Below are 20,867 nucleotides of genomic sequence, written 5' to 3'. Positions count from 1 at the left end.
ACGCAGGCCCCCGTCCCTGCCGGGACGGGGGCCTGCGCGGGTCAGGGGTGGCTCAGAGAGCGCGGACCTGGTCGGCCTGCGGGCCCTTCTGGCCCTGCGTGACCTCGAACTCCACGCGCTGGTTCTCCTCCAGCGAGCGGTAGCCGTTGCCGGCGATCGCCGAGTAGTGGACGAAGACGTCGGGGCCCCCGCCGTCCTGCTCGATGAAGCCGTAACCCTTCTCGGCGTTGAACCACTTGACGGTGCCCTGGGCCATTCCTTCTCCAACACTTCCAGTCGGTGCGGGTCCCGCGCCTTCTGCGGGTCCCGGGCTGAGTGGTACGCCACTCTGCTCGCGGCTGGTGCCGATCACAGGCGACGCCCGCTGCACACTCCGCGGGCGTTTCAGGAACGAACGAGGAGCTGCCTGGCTGCAGCCGCGGGGAAAGTAACACGGACCTCCGCACCGGGCGCAAGACCTCCGTGGCGGTGATCACCCCGGTGCCGCCGGTGCGCGGCCGGTGCGCGACCGGTGCGCGGCCGACGTGCGGTCGGCGTGCGGGCGGGCCCGGCCGGCCCGACAGTGGTCGCGTGCACGCCGGTGGGGTCGTCCGACGGGTCGCGCGGCGCGGGGGCGCCGCGCCGCTCCGGCTCGCGCCGCCGCCCGTCCTCCTCGCCCCGCCGCCCGCCCGGCGGCCGGCCGCCGCGTGCCGTCGCCGCGACGCCCTGACGGCCGCGGTGATCGTCCTGCTGGTGGCGGTCCTGGTGCGGGCGGGCGCGGGGGCGCCGTGGGCCGTGGCCGGCCTGTGGGGCCTGTTCGTCGCGGCCACCGGGCTGGCCGCCCACCGCTGGCAGGAGCACGGCCGCCCGCGCGGGCGCTGACGACCCCTGCCGCAGGTGCGGCGAACTCCCGAGTTCGCCGCACCGAAGTCCGTGCCAGGATGCGCGGGTGACGTCCGCTCCCGTCCGTGCCCCCGCGCGCCGCCGCGGTGGCCTGCTGCGCATGCTCGGCCCGGCGTTCGTCGCCGCCATCGCCTACGTCGACCCCGGCAACGTCGCCGCCAACCTCACGGCCGGCGCCGCCCACGGGTACCTGCTGCTGTGGGTGCTGGTGGTCGCCAACGCGATGGCCGTGCTCGTGCAGTACCTGTCGGCCAAGCTGAGCGTCGTCAGCGGCAGGACGCTGCCCGAGGTCGTGCGCGACCGGACCGGCCGGAAGACGCGGCTGGCCTACTGGGGGCAGGCCGAGCTGGTGGCCGCCGCCACCGACGTCGCCGAGGTCATCGGCGGGGCCGTCGCCCTGCACCTGCTGTTCGGCACCCCGCTGCTCGTCGGCGGCCTGCTGACCGGCGCGTTCTCGATGGGCCTGCTGGCGCTGCAGGAGCGGCGCAGCACCCGCGTCTTCGAGGGCGCCGTCGTCGCGCTGCTGGCCGTCGTCGTCGTCGGGTTCGTCACCGGGCTGGCGTTCGCGCCGCCCGACCCGGCCGAGGCCGCCGCCGGGCTGGTGCCCCGCTTCGCCGGCAGCGAGACCGTCCTGCTCGCCGCGAGCATGCTCGGCGCCACCGTCATGCCGCACGCCATCTACCTGCACTCGGCCATCGCCCGCGACCACCACGGCGCCGTCGCCCGCCGCGACCGCCGCTCCGTGCTGGCCGCCACCCGCGTCGACGTCGTCGGCGCGCTGCTGGTCGCCGGCTGCGTCAACATCGCGATGCTGCTGCTGGCCGCCTCCGCGCTGCGCGGCGTCGAGGGCACCGACACCCTGGAGGGCGCGCACGCCGCCGTCGTCGCCGGCATCGGCCCCGGCGTCGGCCTGCTGTTCGCGATCGGCCTGCTGGCCTCCGGGCTGGCCTCGACGTCCGTGGGCGCCTACGCCGGCTCGATCGTCATGCAGGGGCTGCTGCGCGTGCGGGTGCCGCTGGTGTGGCGGCGGTTCGTGACGATCCTGCCCGCGCTCGTCGTCCTGGGCGCGGGCGTCGACCCCACCCGCGCCCTCGTCCTGAGCCAGGTCGTGCTCAGCTTCGGCATCCCGTTCGCCCTCGTGCCGCTGCTGCGGGCCACCGGCGACCGCGCCCTCATGGGCGAGCACGCCAACGGGCCGGTGGTGCGGGTCCTGGCGGTCGTGGCCGTCACGGCCGTCGTCGCCCTCAACGCCGCGCTCCTGTGGCTGACGTTCGCGGGCTGAGGGCGACGGGCGGCACCCCGGTCAGGCCCTGGGGATCGGCCGCCGGTCCGGCTCCAGGATCGAGCGCGCGCTGACCACGAGCTGCGGGTCGGGCACGCCGACGACGTCCGGGTCCTTGCCGTCGTAGTCGAAGCGGTGCAGCACCACCCGCATCGCCTCCAGCCGCGCGCGCTTCTTGTCGTTCGTCTTGACGACCGTCCACGGCGCGTAGTCGGTGTCCGTGCGCTCGAACATCGCCTCCTTGGCCGCCGTGTAGTCGTCCCAGCGGTCCAGGCTGGCCAGGTCCATCGGGCTGAGCTTCCACTGCCGCACGGGGTCGATCTGGCGGATCGCGAACCGGGTGCGCTGCTCGGCGCGCGTCACCGAGAACCAGAACTTCACCAGGTGCACGCCGTCGTCGACGAGCATCCGCTCGAACAGCGGCGCCTGGTGCATGAACCGCTCGTACTGGCGCTCGGAGGCGAAGCCCATGACCCGCTCCACCCCGGCGCGGGTGTACCAGGAGCGGTCGAACAGCACGATCTCGCCCTCGGTGGGCAGGTGCGCGACGTAGCGCTGGAAGTACCACTGCCCGGACTCGCGGTCCGAGGGCTTCTCCAGCGCCACGACCCGCGCGCCCCGCGGGTTCAGGTGCTCGGTGAACCGCTTGATGGTGCCGCCCTTGCCGGCCGCGTCGCGGCCCTCGCACAGCACCACCAGCCGCACCCCGGTCGCCTTCACCCACTTCTGCAGCTTCAGCAGCTCGATCTGCAGCAGCCGCTTGGCCGGGTCGTACTCCTCCCGGGACAGGCGGTGCCCGTACGGGTAGTCCTCGCGCCAGGTGTCCACGGGGGTGCCGTCCGCGCGCAGCAGCACGGGCTCGTCCTCGTCGTCCAGGACGTGCAGGCCCTCCTCCGCGACCAGGTCCACCTCGGCGCCGCCCGCGCTCAGCGCTGGTCGCCGAGGGGGCCCTCGGCGGCGGCGTCGGCGCGGTCCTGCTCGCTCTCCGCGTCGTCGGCGGGGGCGTCCTCGTCGGCGGTGTGCTCCTCGCCGCCGAGGCCGAAGCCCTCGGAGGCGGGCGGGGCGCCGGGGCCGGCGTCGGCCGCGGCCACCTCCTCGTCCGGGCCGTCGTCGGCGCGGTGGCTGCCGGCACCGGGCAGCAGGGGGTCGGCCATCGACACGTCGTCCTCCAGGGGTCGCTCGTCGTCCTCGGGGTCCTGCTCGGGTCCTACCCGGGCCGGGGGACGTCCACACCCGGCCGGCCGCACCCCACCAGACGCCGGTGGAGCGCGGGTGACGGGCGGGTGGCCGTCCGGTGCCGGTGGGCCCCGCCCCGCGCCGCTCGGTACGGTCCGCGCGTGGACCGCGACCTCGGGGTGCTGCTGCCCCGCGACCTGCCCGCCGAGCGGGTGCTGCCCTTCGCCCGCCGCGCCGACGAGCTGGGCTTCGACGAGCTGTGGGTCGTCGAGGACCTCGGCTTCCGCGGGGGCCTGGCCCAGGCGGCGGCCGTCCTGGCCGCCACGTCCCGCGTGCGCGTCGGGATCGGCGTGCTGCCCGCCGCCGCCCGCAGCGCCGCGTTCACCGCGATGGAGGCCGCCACCCTGGCCGAGCTGTTCCCCGGCCGCGTCCACGTCGGGCTCGGCCACGGGATGCCCGCCTGGATGCGGCAGGCCGGCAGCTGGCCCGCGCGCCCCCTGACGGCGCTGGGCGAGCACCTGGACGCGCTGCGCGCGCTGCTGCGCGGCGAGGAGGTCAGCGCGCACGGCGAGGCCGTGCGGCTGGACGGCGTGCGCCTGCAGAGCCCGCCGGCGCTCGTGCCGCCCGTCCTCGCCGGGGTGCGGGGGCCGCGCTCGCTCGCGCTGGCCGGCCGGCGCGCCGACGGCGTCGTGCTCGCCGAGCCGGCCACCCCCGAGTACGTGCGCGCCGCGCTCGCCCAGGCCGCCCCCACCGGCCCCTTCCGCGTCGTCGGCTACGACGTGGCCGCCGTCGACGACGACGAGGCCGCCGCGCTCGAGCGCGTGCGCCCCGCGCTGGCCTGGGTCGGCGAGCCCGACTGGGCCCCGCACCTGGAACCCCTGGACGTCGCCGCCGAGCTGGCCGCCGTGCGCGCCGGCGTCGACGGCCCCGACGCCTTCGCGCGCGCCCTCAGCGCCGAGCAGGTGCGCCGCCTGGCCGTGGCCGGCACCCCCGCGCAGGCGCGCGCGGCCGTCGCCGCCCGTCACGACGCCGGCACGACCTGCGTCGTCCTGGCCCCCGCCGGCCCCGACCCGCTGGCCGCGCTGGAGGACCTGGCGCGGCTGCTGCCAGCCGCCGCCCCCGCTCCGAGGTGAGCTGGGGCCCGCTCCGTGGTTGGCTGATCCACCGCGTGGTCCGCTGAGGACCCCGCACCCCGACGGGACGGCGAGACGGGAGAGCACCGGCGTGGACGAGACGCCCCGGACCGAGGCCGAGGCCTCCAGCGAGAGCGAGATCACCTACGACGAGTCGCGCTTCCCGGCGCGGCCGCGGCGCCTGCGCCCGCGCCCCACCGCGCGGCTGCGCGGCCTCGACGCCACGCGCGCCGCCGCCGCCGAGGGCGCGGCCGACGCGAGCAACCCCGCCTACGTGCGCTGGCTCGTCGAGCAGTCGATGCTGCACGACGCCGGCGCCCTCAGCCGGCAGGTGTCCGGGCAGTCGTCGATGTGGGCCAACCCCTACGCCGAACCCGACGCCCGCCGCGCCGTGGACTCCGCGTCCGTGTGGTTCACCGCCTACCCGATCTCCCTGGTCAACCCGCCCGGGCAGTCGTTCCTGGCGTCCCTGGGCTCCCCGGACCTGTGGAAGATCTTCTCCGAGGTCGGCATCGACGCCGTGCACACCGGCCCCGTCAAGCGCGCCGGCGGCCTGGACGGCTGGCGCACCACGCCCAGCGTCGACGGGCACTTCGACCGCGTCTCCACCGAGATCGACCCCGCGTTCGGCACCGAGGACGAGTTCCGCCGCATGTGCGAGGTCGCCGCCGACCACGGCGGCAGCGTCATCGACGACATCGTCCCCGGCCACACCGGCAAGGGCGCGGACTTCCGCCTGGCGGAGATGAAGCACGGCGACTACGCCGGGATCTACCACATGGTCGAGATCCCGGAGGAGGACTGGCACCTGCTGCCGGACGTGCCCGCCGGGCAGGACGCCGCGAACCTCAGCGCCGAGGCGGAGATCGCCCTGGAGGAGGCCGGGTACATCATCGGCCGCCTGCAGCGCGTCATCTTCTACGCCCCCGGCGTCAAGGACACGAACTGGTCGGCCACCCCGCCCGTGCTGGGCGTCGACGGCCGGATGCGCCGCTGGGTGTACCTGCACTACTTCAAGGCCGGGCAGCCGTCCATCAACTGGCTGGACCCCTCGTTCGCCGGGATGCGGCTGGTCATCGGCGACGCCCTGCACTCCCTGTCCGACCTGGGGACCTCGGCGCTGCGCCTGGACGCCAACGGGTTCCTCGGGGTGGAGAAGAGCGCCGCGGAGGGGTCCCCGGCCTGGTCGGAGGGGCACCCGCTGTCGGAGGCGGCGAACCACTTCATCGCCGGCATGGTCCGCAAGGTGGGGGGTTTCACCTTCCAGGAGCTGAACCTCACGATGGAGGACATCCGCGACACCGGCCGCGTCGGCGCGGACCTGTCGTACGACTTCATCACCCGCCCCGGCTACCAGCACGCCCTCGCCACGGGGGACACGGAGTTCCTGCGGCTGACGCTGCGCACGGCGCTGGAGCTGGGCATCGACCCCGCCTCCCTCGTGCACGCGCTGCAGAACCACGACGAGCTGACGTACGAGCTCGTGCACTGGGCCACGACCCACAAGGACGACGAGTACACCTTCCGCCGCCGCACCGTCACCGGCGGGCAGCTGGCCGAGGAGGTCCGCCAGGACCTGCTGGACAGGCTCACCGGCGAGGCCGGCCCCTACAACCGGGTGTTCACCACCAACGGCATCGCCTCCACGACGGCCTCGGTGGTGGCGGCCGCGCAGGGCCACCGCGACCTGGACTCCCTGACGACCGACGACGTCGAGCGCATCAAGCGCGCCCACCTGCTGCTGGCGATGTTCAACGCCTGGCAGCCGGGGGTGTTCGCGCTGTCCGGCTGGGACCTCGTCGGCAGCCTGCCGCTGCCCGCGGAGAAGGTCGCCGACCTCATCGCCACCGGCGACACCCGCTGGGTGGAGCGCGGCGCGCACGACCTCATGGACGTCAACCCCGAGGCGACGCAGTCCACGTCGGGGATGCCGGTGGCGCGCACCCTGTACGGCTCGCTCCCGCTGCAGGTGGCCGACCCGGACTCGTTCCTGTCCGGGCTGGCGCGCGTCATCGCGGTGCGCCGCGAGTACGGCATCGCCACCGGCCGCACCGTCGACGTCCCCGACGTCGCGCACCCGGCGATGCTCGTCATGGTCCACGAGGTGGAGGTGCCGGGCGCGGAACCGGGGCCGACGCCGACGCTGCAGGTGACCGTCCTGAACTTCGGCCCCGAGCCGATCGAGGGCACCGTGCGCTCCTCGGCGTTCGAGCCGCGGGTGCCGGTGCGCGACCTGGCCGCCGGCGCGGAGATCGGCTGGGTCGACGACCTGCAGAGCTTCGGCGTGTGGCTGGCGCCCTACGGCGGGATGGCGCTGCTGCTGCAGCCGCAGCCGGACTCCGACGGGGAGAAGACGCTCAGCGAGGAGTGAGGGCCTCGCGCCGCCGGCCGCCGCGGCCACCGATCGCCGCGGCGGCCAGCGCCGTCGTCACGGGCACCGTCACCGCCAGGGCGCTGCCGCCGACGGCGGTGCGCACCAGCTCCTCGGCGATCACCGAGGAGGTGAGGACCTCCCCGGCCGGCTGCGCGTACAGGCGCAGCAGCAGCAGCGAGGGCAGCGCCGCACCCGCGTACGCGAACGCCACCGTGTAGACGGTGGAGGCCAGGTGGTCGCGGCCCACCCGCATCCCGGCGGTGAGCAGGGTGCGGAACCCGGCGCGCGGGTCGGCGGCGCGCAGTTCCCACACCGCCGACGCCTGCGTGATCGTCACGTCGTTGAGCAGGCCCAGCGCCGCCACGAGGGTCCCGGCGAGCACGACGCCGCGCAGGTCCACCGCGCCCGTCAGCACCGAGACCGTGTACGACTCCTCGTCGCTCAGGCCGCGCAGCCCGGTCGCGCCGACGGCCAGGACCGCGAACCCCGCGGTGACCGCCAGGCCCGCGAGCGTGCCGAGGTAGGCGGCCGTCGTGCGCGTCGAGACCCCGTGCGCGGCGTAGAGGACGACCCCCATGACGGCGGTGGCCGCGCTCAGCGACACCACCACCGGGTCGCGCCCGGCCAGCAGCGCCGGCAGCACGTACCAGACCACGGCGGCACCGCCCAGGCCCAGCCCGAGCAGGGCGGCCGCGCCCCGGCGCCGCCCGACGAGGACGGTCAGCAGCACGAACACCCCGACGACCACCGCCAGCGGCCAGCGCCGGTCCACGTCCTGCCAGACGTAGGTGCCCGGCTGCCCCGCGGCCGCGGGGAACTCCAGCAGCACGACGCCGTCGCCGGCGCGCAGGCCGCCGGCGAACACCGCCTGCGGCACCGTCACCGTCGTCACCGCGCCCCCGTCGACGCGCACGTCCGCCTCCGGGCACGGGACCACCTCCGGCAGGGTGCCGTCGGGCAGCCGCTCCTCGGCCAGCTCGCCGCGGCACTCGCGGGGCCGGACGGCCACCACCTCCGCGCGCACGGTCCGCGCGCCGGTGTACGCCACGGAGGCGTCGGGCAGGTCGGCGGCGGTGGGCCACGTAGCGGCGATCCCGGCGCCGGAGGCCAGCAGCGCCAGGAGCACGAGCGCGGTCAGCAGCCGGCGGACGCCCGGGGCGGTGGGGACGGCCGGCGGCGGCCCGCCGTGCGCGTGCCCGGGACGGGGGTCGTCGGCCCGCGCGGGGCCGAGGTGCGCGGGGCCGGGGTGCGACGCGTCGCGGTCGTCTGCTCGCTCCACGTCACCCATCCCACCACGCCCCCCACCCCCTCCGTGATCTTGCTGGGAAACCCTGCAAGATCACGGCTGGACCTCCTCTCCCCGTGGTGATCATGGATGGGTGAAGGTTGGACCATCCATGATCACGGTGGGGAGCGAGGTGTGCGGGGACCGTCAGGCGGGGCGGGGCGCGCGGGGGATGCGGTAGCGGATCAGCCGGGCGGAGTTCACCGCGACGAACACCGACGAGGCGTTGTGCGCCACGGCCGCCAGGACGGGCGACAGCGCCCCGGCCGCGCCCAGCGCCAGGCCCAGCCCGTTCACCGCGATCGAGGCGCCGTAGTTCTGCCGGATCAGCGTCAGCGTCCGGTCGCCGAGGTCGCGCAGGTGCAGCAGGCGGCGCAGGTCGTCCCCGACGAGCGCGACGTCCGCGGTCTCCACCGCCACGTCCGTGCCCGACAGGCCCATCGCCACGCCCAGGTCGGCCATCGCCAGCGCCGGGGCGTCGTTGGTGCCGTCGCCGACGACCGCGACGACGTACCCCTCGGCCTGCAGCTGCCGCACGACGTCCTGCTTGTGCTCGGGCATCACCTCGGCCCGGAACTCCTCCAGCCCCAGCTCCGCGGCCACCGCGGCCGCCGTGCGCGGGTTGTCCCCGGTGAGCATGACGATCCGCCGGACCCCGCTGCGGCGCAACGCCTCGAGGACCTCGACGGCCTCGGGGCGGACCTCGTCGCGCAGGCTCACCAGGCCCGTGAGGACCCCGTCGACGGCCAGCAGCAGCGGCGTCTCGGCCGCCGCCTGCAGCTCGTCCACCCAGCCCCGGGCGTGCTCGTCCACGGGCACGCCCTCGCGCTCCATGAGCCCGGTGCTGCCGACGAGCAGCACACGGCCGCTGGCCTGCACCCGCATCCCCAGGCCGAGGATGACCTCGCACTCCTCGTGGGTGGGGATGACGAGGTGGCGCTCCTCGGTCGAGCGGATGACCGCCTGCGCGAGCGGGTGCTTGGAGTGCACCTCGGAGTTCGCGGCCTCGCTGAGCACCTCCTCGGGCGTCCAGTCGTCGCGGAACGACAGCACGTTCGTGACGACGGGGCGCCCGACGGTCAGCGTGCCGGTCTTGTCGAAGACGAAGGCGTCGACGCGGCCGGCGGCCTCCAGGTGCGAACCGCCCTTGACGAGGATCCCGCGGCGCGCGCCGTTGCCGATGGCGGCGCTGATGGCCGTCGGCGTGGCCAGGCCCACCGCGCACGGGCAGGCGATGAGCAGCATCGTCATGGCCCGCCGCACGTCGCGGGTGACGAGCAGGGTCAGCAGGCTCAGCGCGAACGAGGCGGGCACGAACCTCCGGCTGAACGCGTCGCCGACGGTCTGCACGGGCGCGCGGTCGTCCTGGGCCTCCTCGACGCGGGCGATGATGCGGCCCACGGCGGTCTCGGCGCCGGTGGCGGTGGCGCGCACGACGAGGCGCCCGCGCAGGACGACGCTGCCGGCCAGGACGGTGTCGCCGACGGTGCGCTGCACGGGCAGGTTCTCACCGGTGAGCGCGGCCTGGTCGACGACGGCCTCGCCCTCGACGACCTCCCCGTCCACGGCGACCGTGGACTGGTCGTGGACGACGACGAGGTCGCCGGGGCGCAGGTCCTCCAGCGGCACCTGGCGCTCCACCGCCTGCCCGTCGACGTCGACGCTCACCCAGGCGGTGGTCTCGCTGCCGCTGAGCAGGTCGGCGATGGCGCGGCGGGTGCGCCGCAGCGTGAGGTCCTGCAGGTACTCGCCGATGTTCAGCAGCCACAGGACGGTGAGGGCCACGACGTTCTCGCGCAGCAGGAGGCTGGCGACGGTGGCGGCGGAGACGAGGGCGTCGGTGCCGGCGCTGCGCCGGCCGGCGAGCGCGCCGACGGCGCCCTTGAGGAACGGGTAGCCGGAGAAGATCGTCACGCCGGTGGCGACCAGCCGCGAGGTGGGCCCGAGCAGCGCGGGGCGGCCGAAGCCGTAGCGGCGCACGCCCAGGCCGAGCAGCGCCAGGCCGCCGACGGCGATGCGGGCGACCTCGCCGTTGCGCACGTCCGCCGAGCGCGGGGCGCGCTCGGCCGGAGCGTCGGCGGGCACGACGGCCGAGGCGACGACGGCCGCGGCGATGCGCTCGGCGGCGTGCTCGCCGAGGACGTCGGGGTCGTAGTGGACGACCACGCCGCCCGTGGCGGGGTAGGCGGTGGCCCGGCGCACGCCGGGGACGAGCTCGGCGGCGTCCTCGGCGGCCACGGCGCGCGCCGGGCTGCGCCGCAGCCAGGCGGCCCGCAGGCGCACCCGGCCGGCGGCGCAGGCGACGATCTCCAGGGGCTCGAGGACGACCGTCACGCGCTCAGTGCTGGTGGTCGTGACCGGCCGCGGGCGCCTGGCGCACGGGAGCGGTCTCGCCGAGCTCGGCGTACGCCTGGGCGACGATGTCGCCGGCGCCCAGGCGGGTGCGCTCGACGCCGACCTCGGCGGCGCGCGAGGCGCGGATGCCGAGCTTGGTGCTCCCGACCGCGACGCGGCGCAGGGCCGCGCTGCCGCGGCCGTCGCTCACGGCCTTGACGATGCCGGCCGAGGCGGCGGCGGTGAGGACGAGGCGTCCCAGGGGTGCGGCGAGAGGGATCACGGTCTGCTCCACGGGTTCGGGGGTCTGCGGCGATGGTCCCACGGCGCGCCGGGCGGCGCCGGGGGACCGGTCCCCGCGCTCAGCGGCCGTAGCGGCGCTTGAACTTCTCCACGCGGCCCTCGGTGTCCAGGACGCGGGCGGTGCCGGTCCAGAACGGGTGGCTGGCGGAGGAGACGTCCACGTCGACGACGGGGTAGGTGCGCCCGTCCTCCCACTCGACGGTGTCGCGCGCGCGGTCGGTGACCAGCGTGGAGCGGGACAGGAACGCGACGCCCGCGGACCGGTCGCGGAAGACGACGGGGCCGTAGGCGGGGTGGATGCCGTCCTTCACGGCGACCTCCTCTAGTCGGGAATGGTTGTCAGTAGCGGTAGTGTTGCACGGGACGTCCACCCCGAGGAGGAGCCCGTGCCCGCGCGGTGCCAGGTGACCGGAGCCGTCCCCGGCTTCGGCAAGTCCGTGTCCCACTCCCACCGCCGCACCAGCCGGCGGTGGGACCCCAACGTGCAGCGCAAGACCTACTGGGTGCCCTCGCTGGGCCGGAGCGTGAAGCTCACGGTCTCCGCCCGGGGCATCAAGACCATCGACCGCCGCGGCATCGAGGCGGTCGTCGCCGACCTGCAGCGCCGAGGAGAGCTCTGATGGCCAAGCACACCGACGTCCGCCCCGTCGTCAAGGTCCGGTCCACGGCCGGCACGGGCTACACGTACGTCACCCGCAAGAACCGCCGCAACGACCCCGACCGCCTCGTCGTGCGCAAGTACGACCCCGTCGTGCGCCGGCACGTCGACTTCCGCGAGGAGCGCTGATGGCCAAGACCAGCAAGATCGCCAAGAACGAGCAGCGTCGGGCCGTCGTCGCCCGGTACGCCACCCGCCGCGCGGAGCTCAAGCGCACCGCGACCTCGGTGAGCGCCACCGAGGAGGAGCGCGCCGCCGCCCGCCTGGCCCTGCAGCGGCTGCCCCGCGACGCCAGCCCGGTGCGCGTGCGCAACCGCGACGCCGTCGACGGCCGGCCCCGCGGGCACGTGCGCGCGTTCGGCCTCTCGCGGATCAAGCTGCGCGAGATGGCCCACGCCGGGCAGCTGCCCGGCGTCACGAAGTCGAGCTGGTGAGGGGGAGGCGAGGGTGAAGGTGCGCGCGTCGCTGAAGGCGCTGAAGGGCAAGCCCGGGTCGATCGTCGTGCGGCGGCGGGGCAGGACGTACGTCATCAACAAGCGCGACCCGCGCTGGAAGGCCCGTCAGGGCTGACCCCGCCCCCGTCCCGACCCCCGCGGTGATCATGGATGGGTGAACCCTCGCCCATCCATGATCACCGTGGGAGGGGGGAGGATGCGGGGGTGAGCACCGCCGAGCGCCCCGCCCCCGAGCCCACCGCCGAGCCCACCGCCGAGCCCGTGGTGCTGCGGACGGAGGACCCCGCGTCCCCGTCGGGGCGGCGGCTGCGCGAGGCGTACTGGGCCGACGTCGCCGCCGCGTGCGGGCTGGACGCCGGCAGCGGTGTGCCCGCCGGCGACGAGGACAGCCTCGCGGCCCCGCGCGGGACGTTCCTCGTGGCCGCCGCCCGCGGCGGCGACGTCGGCTGCGTCGGGGTGCGCCTGCTCGACCCGGGCACCGCGGAGGTCAAGCGGCTGTACGTGGCGCCGGCCGCCCGCGGGCTGCGCCTGGGGGTGCGGCTGCTGGAGGCCGCCGAGGAGTGGGCCCGCGCCCGCGGGGCGCAGCGCGTCGTCCTGGACACCCGCCGCGAGCTCGTCGCGGCCCTGGCGCTGTACGCGCGCGCCGGCTACGCCGAGGTCGAGCCCTACAACGACAACCCCGACGCGCAGGTCTGGCTCGCCAAGCCCCTCACCTCCTGACCTACCCCCACCCCACCGTGATCATGGATGGGTGAACGGTCACCCGTCCATGATCACGGCGGGGGAGGGGCGTCGGTGGAGCAGGCCGGGGGTCGGAGGGGCTCAGCGGGTGGCGGGCTCGGGCGCCGGGGACGGCACCGCGGGGGCGGCGGGACGGTCGGCCGGCCGCCGCAGGCGCGCCACGAGCCGGCACACCAGGTAGATGAGGAACGAGATCGTCGTCACGAACGGGCTGATGGGGATCGTCGTCCCCAGCGCCACCAGCGTGCCGCCGACCATCGACGTCGTCGCGAACGCCACCGACAGCAGCGGCACCACGACCGGCGAGGAGCTGACCCGCACGGCCGCCGCGGCCGGTGTCACCAGCAGCGCCAGCACCAGCAGCGCGCCCACCACCTGCACGCTCATCGCCACCGCGAGCCCCAGCACGAGCGTGAACGCCGGCGCCAGCAGCCCCACCGGCACCCCGCGCGCCTGCGCGACGTCGGCGTCCAGGCTGGCGAACAGCAGCGGCCGCCACAGCACCGCCAGCGCCGCCAGCACCACCACGGCGATCCCGGCCAGGGCCGCCAGCTGCACGTCGGCGACCGCGACCACCTGACCGGTCAGCAGGCCGAACTTGTTCGACGCCCGCCCCTCGTACAGGGACAGGAACAGCACGCCCAGGCCCAGCCCGAACGGCATGAGGACGCCGACGGCGGAGTTGTGGTCGCGCGCCCGCGCCCCCAGCACCCCGAACAACGTCGCCGCCAGCAGCGAGCCCACGAGCGAGCCGGTGACGACGTCCACGCCCACCAGCAGCGCGGCCGCACCGCCCGCGAAGCTCAGCTCGCTGATGCCGTGCACCGCGAACGGCAGGTCGCGGGAGACGACGAACACCCCGACCAGCCCGCCGACCAGCCCCAGCAGCAGCCCCGCCCACAGCGTGTTGCGCACCAGCGACAGCAGGGCGCCGTAGTCGCTGAAGTCGAAGACCCCGGACAGCGCGTCCATCAGGACACCTCCTCGTGCGGGTGGTCCGGCGTCGCGGCGGCACCCGCCACCAGCACCCGCCCGCCGGAGCGCAGCACCTCCACGGGCGAGCCGTACAGCTCGCTCAGCGTCGCCGAGGTCATGACCTCCTCGGGCGGGCCGACCCGGAACCGGCCCGCGGCCAGGTACAGGACGCGGTCCGCGTACGGCAGGACCGGGTTGACGTCGTGGGTGACGAACAGGACCGCCGCGCCGGTGCGCCGGCGCGAGGCGTCGACGAGGGCGCTGACGGCCCGCTGGTGGTGCAGGTCCAGCGACAGCAGCGGCTCGTCGCACAGCAGCAGCGCCGGGTCGCCGACGACGGCCTGCGCCACCCGCAGCCGCTGCTGCTCCCCGCCGGACAGGCGCCCGACCGGTTCGTCGGAGTAGGCGGTGGCGCCCACGTCGGCCAGGACGCGGTCCACCGCGGCGCGCGCGGCGCGCGAGGGCAGCGGCAGGCCCCAGCGGTGCCCGTCCAGGCCCAGGCGCACGAAGTCCCGCGCGCGCAGCGGCAGGTCGACGGGCACGCCCTTCTGCTGCGGGACGTAGCCGACGTCGCGGCTGCCGCGGCGCACGGGCCGGCCGGCGACCTCCACGGCGCCGGCGCTCAGCCGCTGCTGGCCGAGGACGGCCTTCAGCAGGCTGGACTTGCCCGCGCCGTTGGCGCCGAGCACGGCGACGAACTCGCCGGGCGCCACGTCCAGGTCGAGGCCCGACCACAGGGCGCGGGCGCCGAACGCCAGCCCCGCACCGCGCAGCCGCAGCGCCGGCGTCCCCGACGGCGGGGCGGCGCCGCCCGCCCGGCCGCGGTGGGTGGACGGGGCGCTCACGCCCGCAGGGCCGCCACGAGCGCGTCCACGTTCCGCTCCATCCACGACACGTAGTCCTCGCCCTCGGGCAGCGTCTCCGTCACGGGGACGACCGCGACCTGCGCCGCCTCGGCGGCCTCGCGCACCTGGTCGGTCTGCGCGCTCTCGGTCTGCTCGTTGAGGACGAGCGCGCGCACCCGGCCGTCGGTGAACAGCGCCAGGGTCTCCTGCAGCACCGCCACCGGCGCGTCGGAGTCCTCCTCCACGGCGCGGCTGAACTCCGGCGGCGTGAGGTCCTGCGCGCCGAGGTCCTCCAGCAGGTGCAGCGGGACCGGCTCGGTCACCGCGACGGCGGGGGCGCCGAGCGTCGCCGCCTCCTGCTCCACGCGCTCCTGCAGCGCGGACACCTGCTCGTCGAAGGCGCGGGCGTTGGCGGCGAACGTCTCGGCGTCGTCGGGGGAGGCTTGCGCCAGCGCGTCCTCGACGGCGGCGGCGACGGCGCGCGCGGTGGCCAGGTCGTACCAGACGTGCTCGTTGAAGGCGCCGTGGTCGTGGCCCTCGTGCTCGTCGGCGTGCTCGTCCTCGTGGGCGTCCGCGTGCTCGTCCGCGTGCTCGTCGGCGTGCTCGTCGGCGTGCTCGTCCGCGGGCTCGCCCTCGCCGGTGTCCAGCCCGGAGACCTCCACGGCGTCCACGACGACGGCCCCCGTGCCGGACGCCTCGAGCATCGTGTCGACGAAGCTGTCGTAGCCGCCGCCGTTCTTCACGACGACGTCGGCGCGCGAGAGGGCCAGCTGGTCACGGGTGGTGCCCTCGTAGGAGTGCGGGTCGACGTTGCCGCCGCTGATGAGCGAGGTGATCTCGGCGGCGTCGCCGGCCACGGCCGCGGCGATGTCGCCGTAGACGTCGGTGGAGGCCACGACGCTCAGCGCGGGGCCCGCGCCGTCGCCGGAGCCGCCGGTGCTGCCGGCCTGCCCGGTCGTGGTGCCGCCGCCGCACGCGGACAGCAGCAGCGTCCCGGTCAGGGCGAGGCCCAGGACCGGGGACAGCGGGGTGCGGGTGGGGCGCGGGCGCGGCACGGCGACTCCCGGACGTGGTGGGGATGGGAACGGTTCTCGGCCAGGGTAAGCCCGCCGCGGACGGGTCGGGACCGCCCGGTTGCTACCGTCCGGGCCGAGGAGGCGCCGGGCTTCCCCGGACGAGCGCGCCGTACCCGGACAGTGGTGAGACGGTGCCGAGGAGTGGTCGTCGTGGCGTGGGTCGTGCTCGTCGTGTCCGGGGTGCTCGAGACGGTGTGGGCGTCCGCGCTCGCCTCCGTCCGGGGGTTCTCCCGGCCCCTCCCGCTCGTCGTCTTCGCGCTGGCCCTGGCCGGCAGCATGCTCGGGCTGGGGTGGTCGCTGCGCTCGCTGCCGGTCGGCACGGCCTACGCGGTGTGGGTGGGCATCGGCGCCGTGGGCACCGCCACCTACGGGATGGTCGCCCTGGGCGACCCCGTGACCGTGGCGCGGATCGTGTGCCTGCTGCTCATCGTCGCCGGGGTCGTGGGGCTCAAGGTCGTCCACTGACCCGGCGGCAAACCCGTTGCCCCGGCGCACCGGACCCGGGTAGTCCTGGGGCCGTGGACGTGCGACGGGCGCTGGTGAACTGCAGCAGGGGCGAGGCGGCGCGGGCGAACCTCGCCCCGCGGGTGGCTGCGGGCGACCTGCCCGCCGGCGGTGTCGTCGGCTGGCGGGACCCGAAGGCCCCCGAGCGCGGCTACCTCGTCGTCACCGCCGAGGGCCGCGACCCCGTCGGCGTCGCGCTGCGCGCCCCCTCCGGCGGCGGTGTGCGCGGGGCGGCGATGTGCGACCTGTGCCGCACCACCCGCGGGCCCGGGGACGTGACCCTGTTCGCGGCCGCGCGCGCCGGGGCCGCCGGCCGCCGCGGGGACACCGTCGGCGTGTACGCGTGCAGCGACCTGGACTGCGCCCGCGCCACCCTCGCGCGCCCCTCGGCGTCGCTGCGCCCGGACCCCGGCCGCACGCCGGAGGAGCGGCTCGCCGCGCTCGCCGAGCGCGCCGGGGCCTTCGTCGCCACGGTCCTGGCCACCGCCTGAGGTCCCCGACCCCGCCCCGACCCCCGCCGTGATCATACGCGGGTGAACACTCACCCGTGCATGATCACCGCAGGGGGGAGGGGGTGGGCTCGGAGGGGCGGGACGGCGCCGGACGCTCCTCCAGGGCCAGCACCTGCGTGCAGGCGGCGGTCAGCAGCGGCAGCGCCAGCATCAGCCCGACGGCCGGGATCGCCGTGCCGGAGTCGTTGACGGCGAAGCCGATGACCAGCAGGACGCCCAGGCAGGCCGTGCCGGGCTTGAGGACGGGGTGGCGGTCGTAGGCCCGCTGCAGCGCCGAGACGCCCACCGCGCCGGGCCGGGCCAGCACGAACGCCGTGAACGCCGCCGCGAACGGCAGCACCAGCGTCAGCCACGAGCCGATGAGGATGCGCCAGTTCTGCAGCGCCTTGCGCTCCACGACCTGCCAGGCGCCGCCGTCCAGGACGGTCTGCACGAAGCGGCCCAGGTGCGTCTGGTCGTCCACCGGGCGCAGCCAGTCCACCAGCGCGATCGAGGTGATGACGACCACCGTGCCGGCCAGCAGCAGCAGCACCCGCCGCCACGTGATCCGCACCCCCGCCACGTGCAGGGCCAGCAGCCCGAACGCGGGCACCGAGGCGGGCGGGCCGCCGAAGTCGGCGCCGGGCACCCCGTTGACCCACACGGCCGCGGCCCCGACGACCGCCACGACCGCGACGGCCGCGCGCCGCCGGCCCCGGCGCACCAGCGCGTCGGCCACCGCGACCACCGCCAGCAGGGTGCCCGTGGCGAACAGCGCGAACTGGGCGTTGCCCAGGCCGTAGAAGCGCCCGGCCACCACCGGCTGCAGGCCGTTGAGGCTGGAGGTGATCAGGCGCGAGCCCGTCAGGACGTCCACCGTCAGCACCCCGGCGGTGACCGCGCCGACGACGCCCAGCGGCCCCAGCGGGCTGCGCCGCCACGGCCCCAGCAGCGCCAGCGCCGTGATGAGCGTGACGTACAGGGCGCACGCGCCGGTCACGGCGAGCAGGTGCGAGCCCTCCGCGCGCCACCACGGCAGCGTGTTGGCCAGGAACGTCGAGGCGGGCACGGCGCCGTAGACGACGGCGAGCGCCCGCAGCCACGCCAGCACCCGCCGCCGCCCGCGCGGGCCGCCCCAGGAGCGGCGCAGCGCCACGGTCGCGAGCGCGTACAGGACGACCTGCGAGAGCACCCAGCCGGTGTAGAAGGGCTGCACGAGCGGCTGGACGGCCTGCGCGGCCAGGTCCAGGTCGCGCACCTTCTCCACCCGCTCGGCGGCGCTCGCACCGGCCTCCGTGGAGCCGACGGGCGCACCGACCAGCCCCGGCGTGCCGTGGTCGCCGCCGAGGACGAGCGCCAGCAGCGTGGGCGTCAGGTCGGTGGTCTGCACGATGCCGGTCTGCCGCGTCGAGCGGGACCCCAGCAGCCCGTCGTAGACGTCGCCGCCCACCGGCGCGGCCCCCACGGCGCCGGCGTACTGCAGGTGGGCGGTGCGCCCGGCGTCGGCCAGCGACGTGACCAGCAGCGTGGACGCCCCGGTGGCCGGGTCCGCCCCGGCACCGGCGAGGGCCTCGCGGACGGCGGCGACGCGGGCCTCGACGGCGGCGACCTGCTCGGCGCGGGAGGCGGCCGACGGCTCCTCCTCGGCGGGCAGGTCCGCGGGGTCGCGCACGGCGCCGGCGTCCACGACGAGGAGGTCGGTGCCGGCGTCGACGGCCTCGCGGACCCGCTCGGCCAGCTCGGCGGGCTCCCAAGCGTCACCCGAGGGGCCCGCGTAGGCGGGCACGGACCCGTCGCGGCCGGCGAGGGCGATCGCCGCACCGGGGCCCAGCGCGAGCGTGGTCGCGCCGCCGTCCGCGAGGGCGTCGCCGAGCAGGCCGGGGGAGGCGCCGAACGTCCCGGCGGCCGCGATCGCGCGGAAGCGCTCGGCGTCCGGCTGCTGCGCGGGGCCGGGCGCGCCGTCCGCGGGGGCGTCCGCGGGCACGGGCAGGGGCGCGCAGGCGGCGCGCACGTGCTCGGCCGACGTCCCGTCGAAGTCGGTGGCCCGCCGCCCGGCGGACAGCCCGAGCCAGCCGTCGCCGGGGCAGGCGGCGGTGAAGACGCTGCGCACGGCGACGGTGCCGACCGCGCCCTCGCCGGCCAGCCCGGCGAGCACCGGGGTGGCGTCGGCGGACACGTCCGACCAGCGCAGCCCGCCGGTGCCGACGAGGACGACGGGCCCCGCGGCGGCGCCACCGGCGGCGTCCGGGCCGGGGGTCGCGGCGAGGGCGCGGGCGGGCAGCACCAGCGCGGGCAGCGCGAGCGCGAGGGCGGCCAGGACCGCCAGGACCGCCGGCAGCCACCGCCGCGTCGCGGGGCTCGCGGGGCTGACCCGCGGGGCGGGGACGGGGGCGGGGCGCGGCACCCTCCCAGGCTAGGCGCGCGGACGGGCCGCCCCGGGCCGCCGGCGGGGGGCTCCTGGGGGCGTGGTGGGCGGGTCCCGTGCGGACCTGCGGGAGGATCGCCCGCGTGGACACGGGCGGGCGGACGGCGGCGCGGGCGCGCGGGGGCTGGCAGCTGCTGGGGGTGCTGGTCCTCCTGGCGGCCGCGGCGCCGATCGTGCACCGGTACCTCGTGGGCTACCCGGAGGACCAGTGGCAGGTGGACCTGGAGGTGTACCGGGAGGCGGGCCGCAGCCTGCTGATCGGCCGGCCGCTGTACGAGTTCACCACCGAGGTCCCGCAGGTCCTGCCCTTCACCTACCCGACGTTCTCGGCGCTGCTGGCGACGCCGCTGGTGCTGGTGCCGTTCGCGGTGGCGGGCTGGCTGTGGACGGCGTTCCAGCTGGCGCTGCTGTGGGTGACGGTGGGCGTGGCGTTCCGGCCGCTGCTGGAGCGGGCCGGCGCGCGCGCCGGGCTGGCGCAGGGGCTCGTCGCGGCGGGTTGCGTGTGGATCTCCGCGGTCGGCGAGGGGATCCGCTTCGGTCAGGTGAACGCGCTGCTGGTGGCGCTGTGCCTGCTGGACGTCGTGCGCGGGCGCGACGGCGTGCGCCTGGGCCGCCGGCACCTGCGCTGGCCGCGCGGGACGCTCGTCGGCCTGGCGGTGGCGGTGAAGCTGACGCCGGGCGTCTTCCTCGTCCACTTCGCGCTGACGCGGCAGTGGCGCGAGCTGCGCAACGCGGTGGCGGCGGCGGTCGCGGTGACGCTGGGGACGTTCGCGGTGGCGCCGGAGGCGTCGTTCGAGTTCTGGACCTCGGCGCTGTTCGCCTCCGACCGGCTGGGCCCGAACGCGGGGTCCTCCAACCAGTCGCTGCGCGGGTTCGTGCTGCGCCTGTACCTGTCGGACGGGGCGACGCAGGCGCTGTGGCTGGCGCTCGTGGCGGTCGCGGCGGTCCTGGGCTTCGCGGTGGCGCGGGCGATGTTCCGCCGCGGCTCGCTCGTGGGGGAGGTGGCGGCGTGCGGGCTGGTGGCGGTCCTCGTCTCGCCGGTGTCGTGGCTGCACCACCTGCACTGGGGCGTCGTCGTGGTGGCGGCGCTCGTGGGCGACGGGCGCGCGCTGCGGCGGACGGTGGTGGCGGCGGTGGCGCTGTCGACGGCGTGGGTGGCCTGGCCGTGGATCGGGGCGAACCTGCTGGCCTCGGGGGACGTGCCGGTGGTGCTGGCGCGCGTCGTGCAGAACGGGGGGCTGTGGTGGGCGTGCCTGTCGCTGCTCGCGCTGTGGCGGCTGGTGCCGGATGGGCGTGTGCGACCGGTGCCGGAGCGTGACGAGCCCGTCCCTGTGATGACAACCCGTGACTAATCGGTCGCAGAGCGTTTAGGGTCCTGAACCCCGGGGAACTGCGTCACTCGTACCCGCGACGCGGGGACCGACCGACTCCACCGAGGGGGGACCGACGGTGACCGAGACCACGACGAGGACGACGACGAGGACGGCCCGGGCGGCGCTGCGCCCCACCAGCGACGACTGGGACTGGCAGCTGCGCGGTTCCTGCCGCGAGGCCGACCCCGAGCTGTTCTTCCACCCCGAGCTCGAGCGCGGCGCCGCCCGCCAGCACCGCGACGCGGCCGCGCTGGCCATCTGCGCCGAGTGCCCCGTGCTGCGCCGCTGCCGCGAGCACGTCCTGCGCCACCGCGAGACGTACGGCGTGTGGGGCGGGCTGACCGAGGACCAGCGCGAGGAGCTGTGGAGCCGGCGCCCCGACCGCCGGCTGCGCCGGGCCGGCTGACCCCGCCCCGCCCGTCCCCGCCCCGCTCCTCCCCTCCCGGGGGGGGGGGGGGGGGGGGTGGGGGGGGGGGGGGGGGCGGGGCGCGGCGGGGGCGGGGGGGGGGGGGGGGGGGGGGGGCGGGGGGGGGGCGGGGGCGGGCGGGCGCGGCG

At 76.6% G+C, this 20,867-nt stretch carries 23 protein-coding genes, 1 pseudogene and 1 riboswitch; of the genes and pseudogenes, 13 read left to right on the top strand and 11 right to left on the bottom strand.

The genetic code is table 11. The features are described from left to right. Positions 1 to 52: 52 nt before the first annotated feature. Entirely contained in the window at positions 53 to 256 is a 204-nt protein-coding gene (locus AB8M62_RS17485; protein WP_369056314.1) for a cold-shock protein, read from the bottom strand. 314 nt (positions 257 to 570) lie between these two features. On the opposite strand from AB8M62_RS17485, the gene AB8M62_RS17480 reads away from it, so the two are divergent. Beyond that, the gene (locus tag AB8M62_RS17480) at positions 571 to 861 is read left to right on the top strand and encodes a hypothetical protein (protein ID WP_369070390.1); all 291 of its coding nucleotides are present in this window, start codon (positions 571 to 573) and stop codon (positions 859 to 861) included. A 40-nt stretch (positions 862 to 901) separates the two neighbouring features. Beyond that, positions 902 to 2,164 (top strand): annotated as a pseudogene (locus tag AB8M62_RS17475) (Nramp family divalent metal transporter); the annotation flags it as partial. A 21-nt stretch (positions 2,165 to 2,185) separates the two neighbouring features. Here AB8M62_RS17475 and ppk2 read toward each other — a convergent pair. Further along, positions 2,186 to 3,073 (bottom strand): polyphosphate kinase 2, encoded by an 888-nt coding sequence (gene ppk2 / locus AB8M62_RS17470; protein ID WP_369070389.1) that lies wholly within the window; start codon positions 3,071 to 3,073, stop codon positions 2,186 to 2,188. 17 nt (positions 3,074 to 3,090) lie between these two features. Further along, positions 3,091 to 3,318 carry a hypothetical protein gene (locus AB8M62_RS17465; protein ID WP_369070388.1) on the bottom strand — a complete coding sequence of 76 codons (228 nt, stop codon included), beginning with the start codon at positions 3,316 to 3,318 and terminating at the stop codon, positions 3,091 to 3,093. Positions 3,319 to 3,501: 183 nt separating this feature from the next. Between AB8M62_RS17465 and AB8M62_RS17460 the strand changes: the two genes are divergently transcribed. Both AB8M62_RS17460 and treS read left to right on the top strand, forming a co-directional pair. After that, on the top strand, positions 3,502 to 4,473 hold the full coding sequence (locus tag AB8M62_RS17460) for an LLM class flavin-dependent oxidoreductase (RefSeq protein ID WP_369070387.1): 972 nt from the start codon (positions 3,502 to 3,504) through the stop codon (positions 4,471 to 4,473). Between the two features lie 91 nt (positions 4,474 to 4,564). Beyond that, positions 4,565 to 6,844, top strand: a complete 2,280-nt coding sequence (gene treS, locus AB8M62_RS17455; protein ID WP_369070386.1) for a maltose alpha-D-glucosyltransferase — start codon at positions 4,565 to 4,567, stop codon at positions 6,842 to 6,844. Here treS and AB8M62_RS17450 read toward each other — a convergent pair. The 4 genes from AB8M62_RS17450 to AB8M62_RS17435 all read right to left on the bottom strand — a co-directional run bounded on the left by AB8M62_RS17450 (position 6,831) and on the right by AB8M62_RS17435 (position 11,080). Then, positions 6,831 to 8,126: a YibE/F family protein gene (locus tag AB8M62_RS17450; RefSeq protein WP_369070385.1), complete on the bottom strand. Its 1,296-nt coding sequence runs from the start codon at positions 8,124 to 8,126 to the stop codon at positions 6,831 to 6,833. The genes treS and AB8M62_RS17450 overlap by 14 nt on opposite strands. Positions 8,127 to 8,279: 153 nt before the next feature. Then, entirely contained in the window at positions 8,280 to 10,466 is a 2,187-nt protein-coding gene (locus AB8M62_RS17445) for a heavy metal translocating P-type ATPase (RefSeq protein ID WP_369070384.1), read from the bottom strand. A 4-nt stretch (positions 10,467 to 10,470) separates the two neighbouring features. After that, positions 10,471 to 10,749 (bottom strand): DUF1490 family protein, encoded by a 279-nt coding sequence (locus tag AB8M62_RS17440; protein ID WP_369056322.1) that lies wholly within the window; start codon positions 10,747 to 10,749, stop codon positions 10,471 to 10,473. A 79-nt stretch (positions 10,750 to 10,828) separates the two neighbouring features. Beyond that, positions 10,829 to 11,080 carry a type B 50S ribosomal protein L31 gene (locus AB8M62_RS17435; RefSeq protein ID WP_369056323.1) on the bottom strand — a complete coding sequence of 84 codons (252 nt, stop codon included), beginning with the start codon at positions 11,078 to 11,080 and terminating at the stop codon, positions 10,829 to 10,831. Between the two features lie 75 nt (positions 11,081 to 11,155). Between AB8M62_RS17435 and rpmB the strand changes: the two genes are divergently transcribed. The 5 genes from rpmB (at position 11,156) to AB8M62_RS17410 (ending at position 12,602) form a co-directional block, all read left to right on the top strand. Continuing rightward, positions 11,156 to 11,389 (top strand): 50S ribosomal protein L28, encoded by a 234-nt coding sequence (rpmB, locus tag AB8M62_RS17430; RefSeq protein WP_369070383.1) that lies wholly within the window; start codon positions 11,156 to 11,158, stop codon positions 11,387 to 11,389. Then, entirely contained in the window at positions 11,389 to 11,556 is a 168-nt protein-coding gene (gene rpmG / locus AB8M62_RS17425) for a 50S ribosomal protein L33 (protein WP_369056325.1), read from the top strand. Before rpmB ends, rpmG begins: the two co-directional genes overlap by 1 nt. After that, complete coding sequence (gene rpsN / locus AB8M62_RS17420; protein ID WP_369056326.1) at positions 11,556 to 11,861, top strand: 30S ribosomal protein S14; 306 nt, start codon at positions 11,556 to 11,558, stop codon at positions 11,859 to 11,861. Before rpmG ends, rpsN begins: the two co-directional genes overlap by 1 nt. Before the next feature lie 13 nt (positions 11,862 to 11,874). Next, on the top strand, positions 11,875 to 11,997 hold the full coding sequence (gene ykgO / locus AB8M62_RS17415; RefSeq protein ID WP_369056327.1) for a type B 50S ribosomal protein L36: 123 nt from the start codon (positions 11,875 to 11,877) through the stop codon (positions 11,995 to 11,997). 89 nt (positions 11,998 to 12,086) lie between these two features. Then, on the top strand, positions 12,087 to 12,602 hold the full coding sequence (locus AB8M62_RS17410) for a GNAT family N-acetyltransferase (RefSeq protein WP_369070382.1): 516 nt from the start codon (positions 12,087 to 12,089) through the stop codon (positions 12,600 to 12,602). Between the two features lie 102 nt (positions 12,603 to 12,704). On the opposite strand, the gene AB8M62_RS17405 is transcribed toward AB8M62_RS17410, so the two are convergent. From AB8M62_RS17405 to AB8M62_RS17395, 3 genes are read right to left on the bottom strand one after another with little or no spacing between them, the layout of a single operon-like run. Continuing rightward, entirely contained in the window at positions 12,705 to 13,595 is an 891-nt protein-coding gene (locus AB8M62_RS17405) for a metal ABC transporter permease (protein WP_369070381.1), read from the bottom strand. Continuing rightward, positions 13,595 to 14,443: a metal ABC transporter ATP-binding protein gene (locus AB8M62_RS17400; RefSeq protein WP_373694988.1), complete on the bottom strand. Its 849-nt coding sequence runs from the start codon at positions 14,441 to 14,443 to the stop codon at positions 13,595 to 13,597. The genes AB8M62_RS17405 and AB8M62_RS17400 overlap by 1 nt, the downstream gene beginning before the upstream one ends. After that, positions 14,440 to 15,498: a metal ABC transporter solute-binding protein, Zn/Mn family gene (locus tag AB8M62_RS17395; RefSeq protein WP_369070380.1), complete on the bottom strand. Its 1,059-nt coding sequence runs from the start codon at positions 15,496 to 15,498 to the stop codon at positions 14,440 to 14,442. Before AB8M62_RS17395 ends, AB8M62_RS17400 begins: the two co-directional genes overlap by 4 nt. Positions 15,499 to 15,592: 94 nt before the next feature. Then, positions 15,593 to 15,657, top strand: a riboswitch (guanidine-III (ykkC-III) riboswitch). 12 nt (positions 15,658 to 15,669) lie between these two features. On the opposite strand from AB8M62_RS17395, the gene AB8M62_RS17390 reads away from it, so the two are divergent. Both AB8M62_RS17390 and AB8M62_RS17385 read left to right on the top strand, forming a co-directional pair. Continuing rightward, the gene (locus AB8M62_RS17390; protein ID WP_369070379.1) at positions 15,670 to 15,984 is read left to right on the top strand and encodes a DMT family transporter; all 315 of its coding nucleotides are present in this window, start codon (positions 15,670 to 15,672) and stop codon (positions 15,982 to 15,984) included. A gap of 53 nt (positions 15,985 to 16,037) precedes the next feature. After that, positions 16,038 to 16,514 (top strand): FBP domain-containing protein, encoded by a 477-nt coding sequence (locus AB8M62_RS17385; protein ID WP_369056504.1) that lies wholly within the window; start codon positions 16,038 to 16,040, stop codon positions 16,512 to 16,514. 64 nt (positions 16,515 to 16,578) lie between these two features. Here AB8M62_RS17385 and AB8M62_RS17380 read toward each other — a convergent pair whose 3' ends face one another. Beyond that, on the bottom strand, positions 16,579 to 18,918 hold the full coding sequence (locus tag AB8M62_RS17380; protein WP_369070378.1) for a hypothetical protein: 2,340 nt from the start codon (positions 18,916 to 18,918) through the stop codon (positions 16,579 to 16,581). A gap of 104 nt (positions 18,919 to 19,022) precedes the next feature. On the opposite strand from AB8M62_RS17380, the gene AB8M62_RS17375 reads away from it, so the two are divergent. Together AB8M62_RS17375 and AB8M62_RS17370 are read left to right on the top strand one after the other, a co-directional pair. Continuing rightward, positions 19,023 to 20,291 carry a glycosyltransferase 87 family protein gene (locus AB8M62_RS17375; RefSeq protein WP_369070377.1) on the top strand — a complete coding sequence of 423 codons (1,269 nt, stop codon included), beginning with the start codon at positions 19,023 to 19,025 and terminating at the stop codon, positions 20,289 to 20,291. 97 nt (positions 20,292 to 20,388) lie between these two features. Next, complete coding sequence (locus tag AB8M62_RS17370) at positions 20,389 to 20,718, top strand: WhiB family transcriptional regulator (protein WP_369056507.1); 330 nt, start codon at positions 20,389 to 20,391, stop codon at positions 20,716 to 20,718. Positions 20,719 to 20,867: the final 149 nt, after the last annotated feature.

The organism is Kineococcus terrestris, assembly GCF_041020755.1.
Taxonomy (GTDB): domain Bacteria; phylum Actinomycetota; class Actinomycetes; order Actinomycetales; family Kineococcaceae; genus Kineococcus; species Kineococcus terrestris.
The sequence above is the reverse complement of the archived record's forward strand: the minus strand, read 5'-3'. Positions and strand labels throughout refer to the sequence as shown.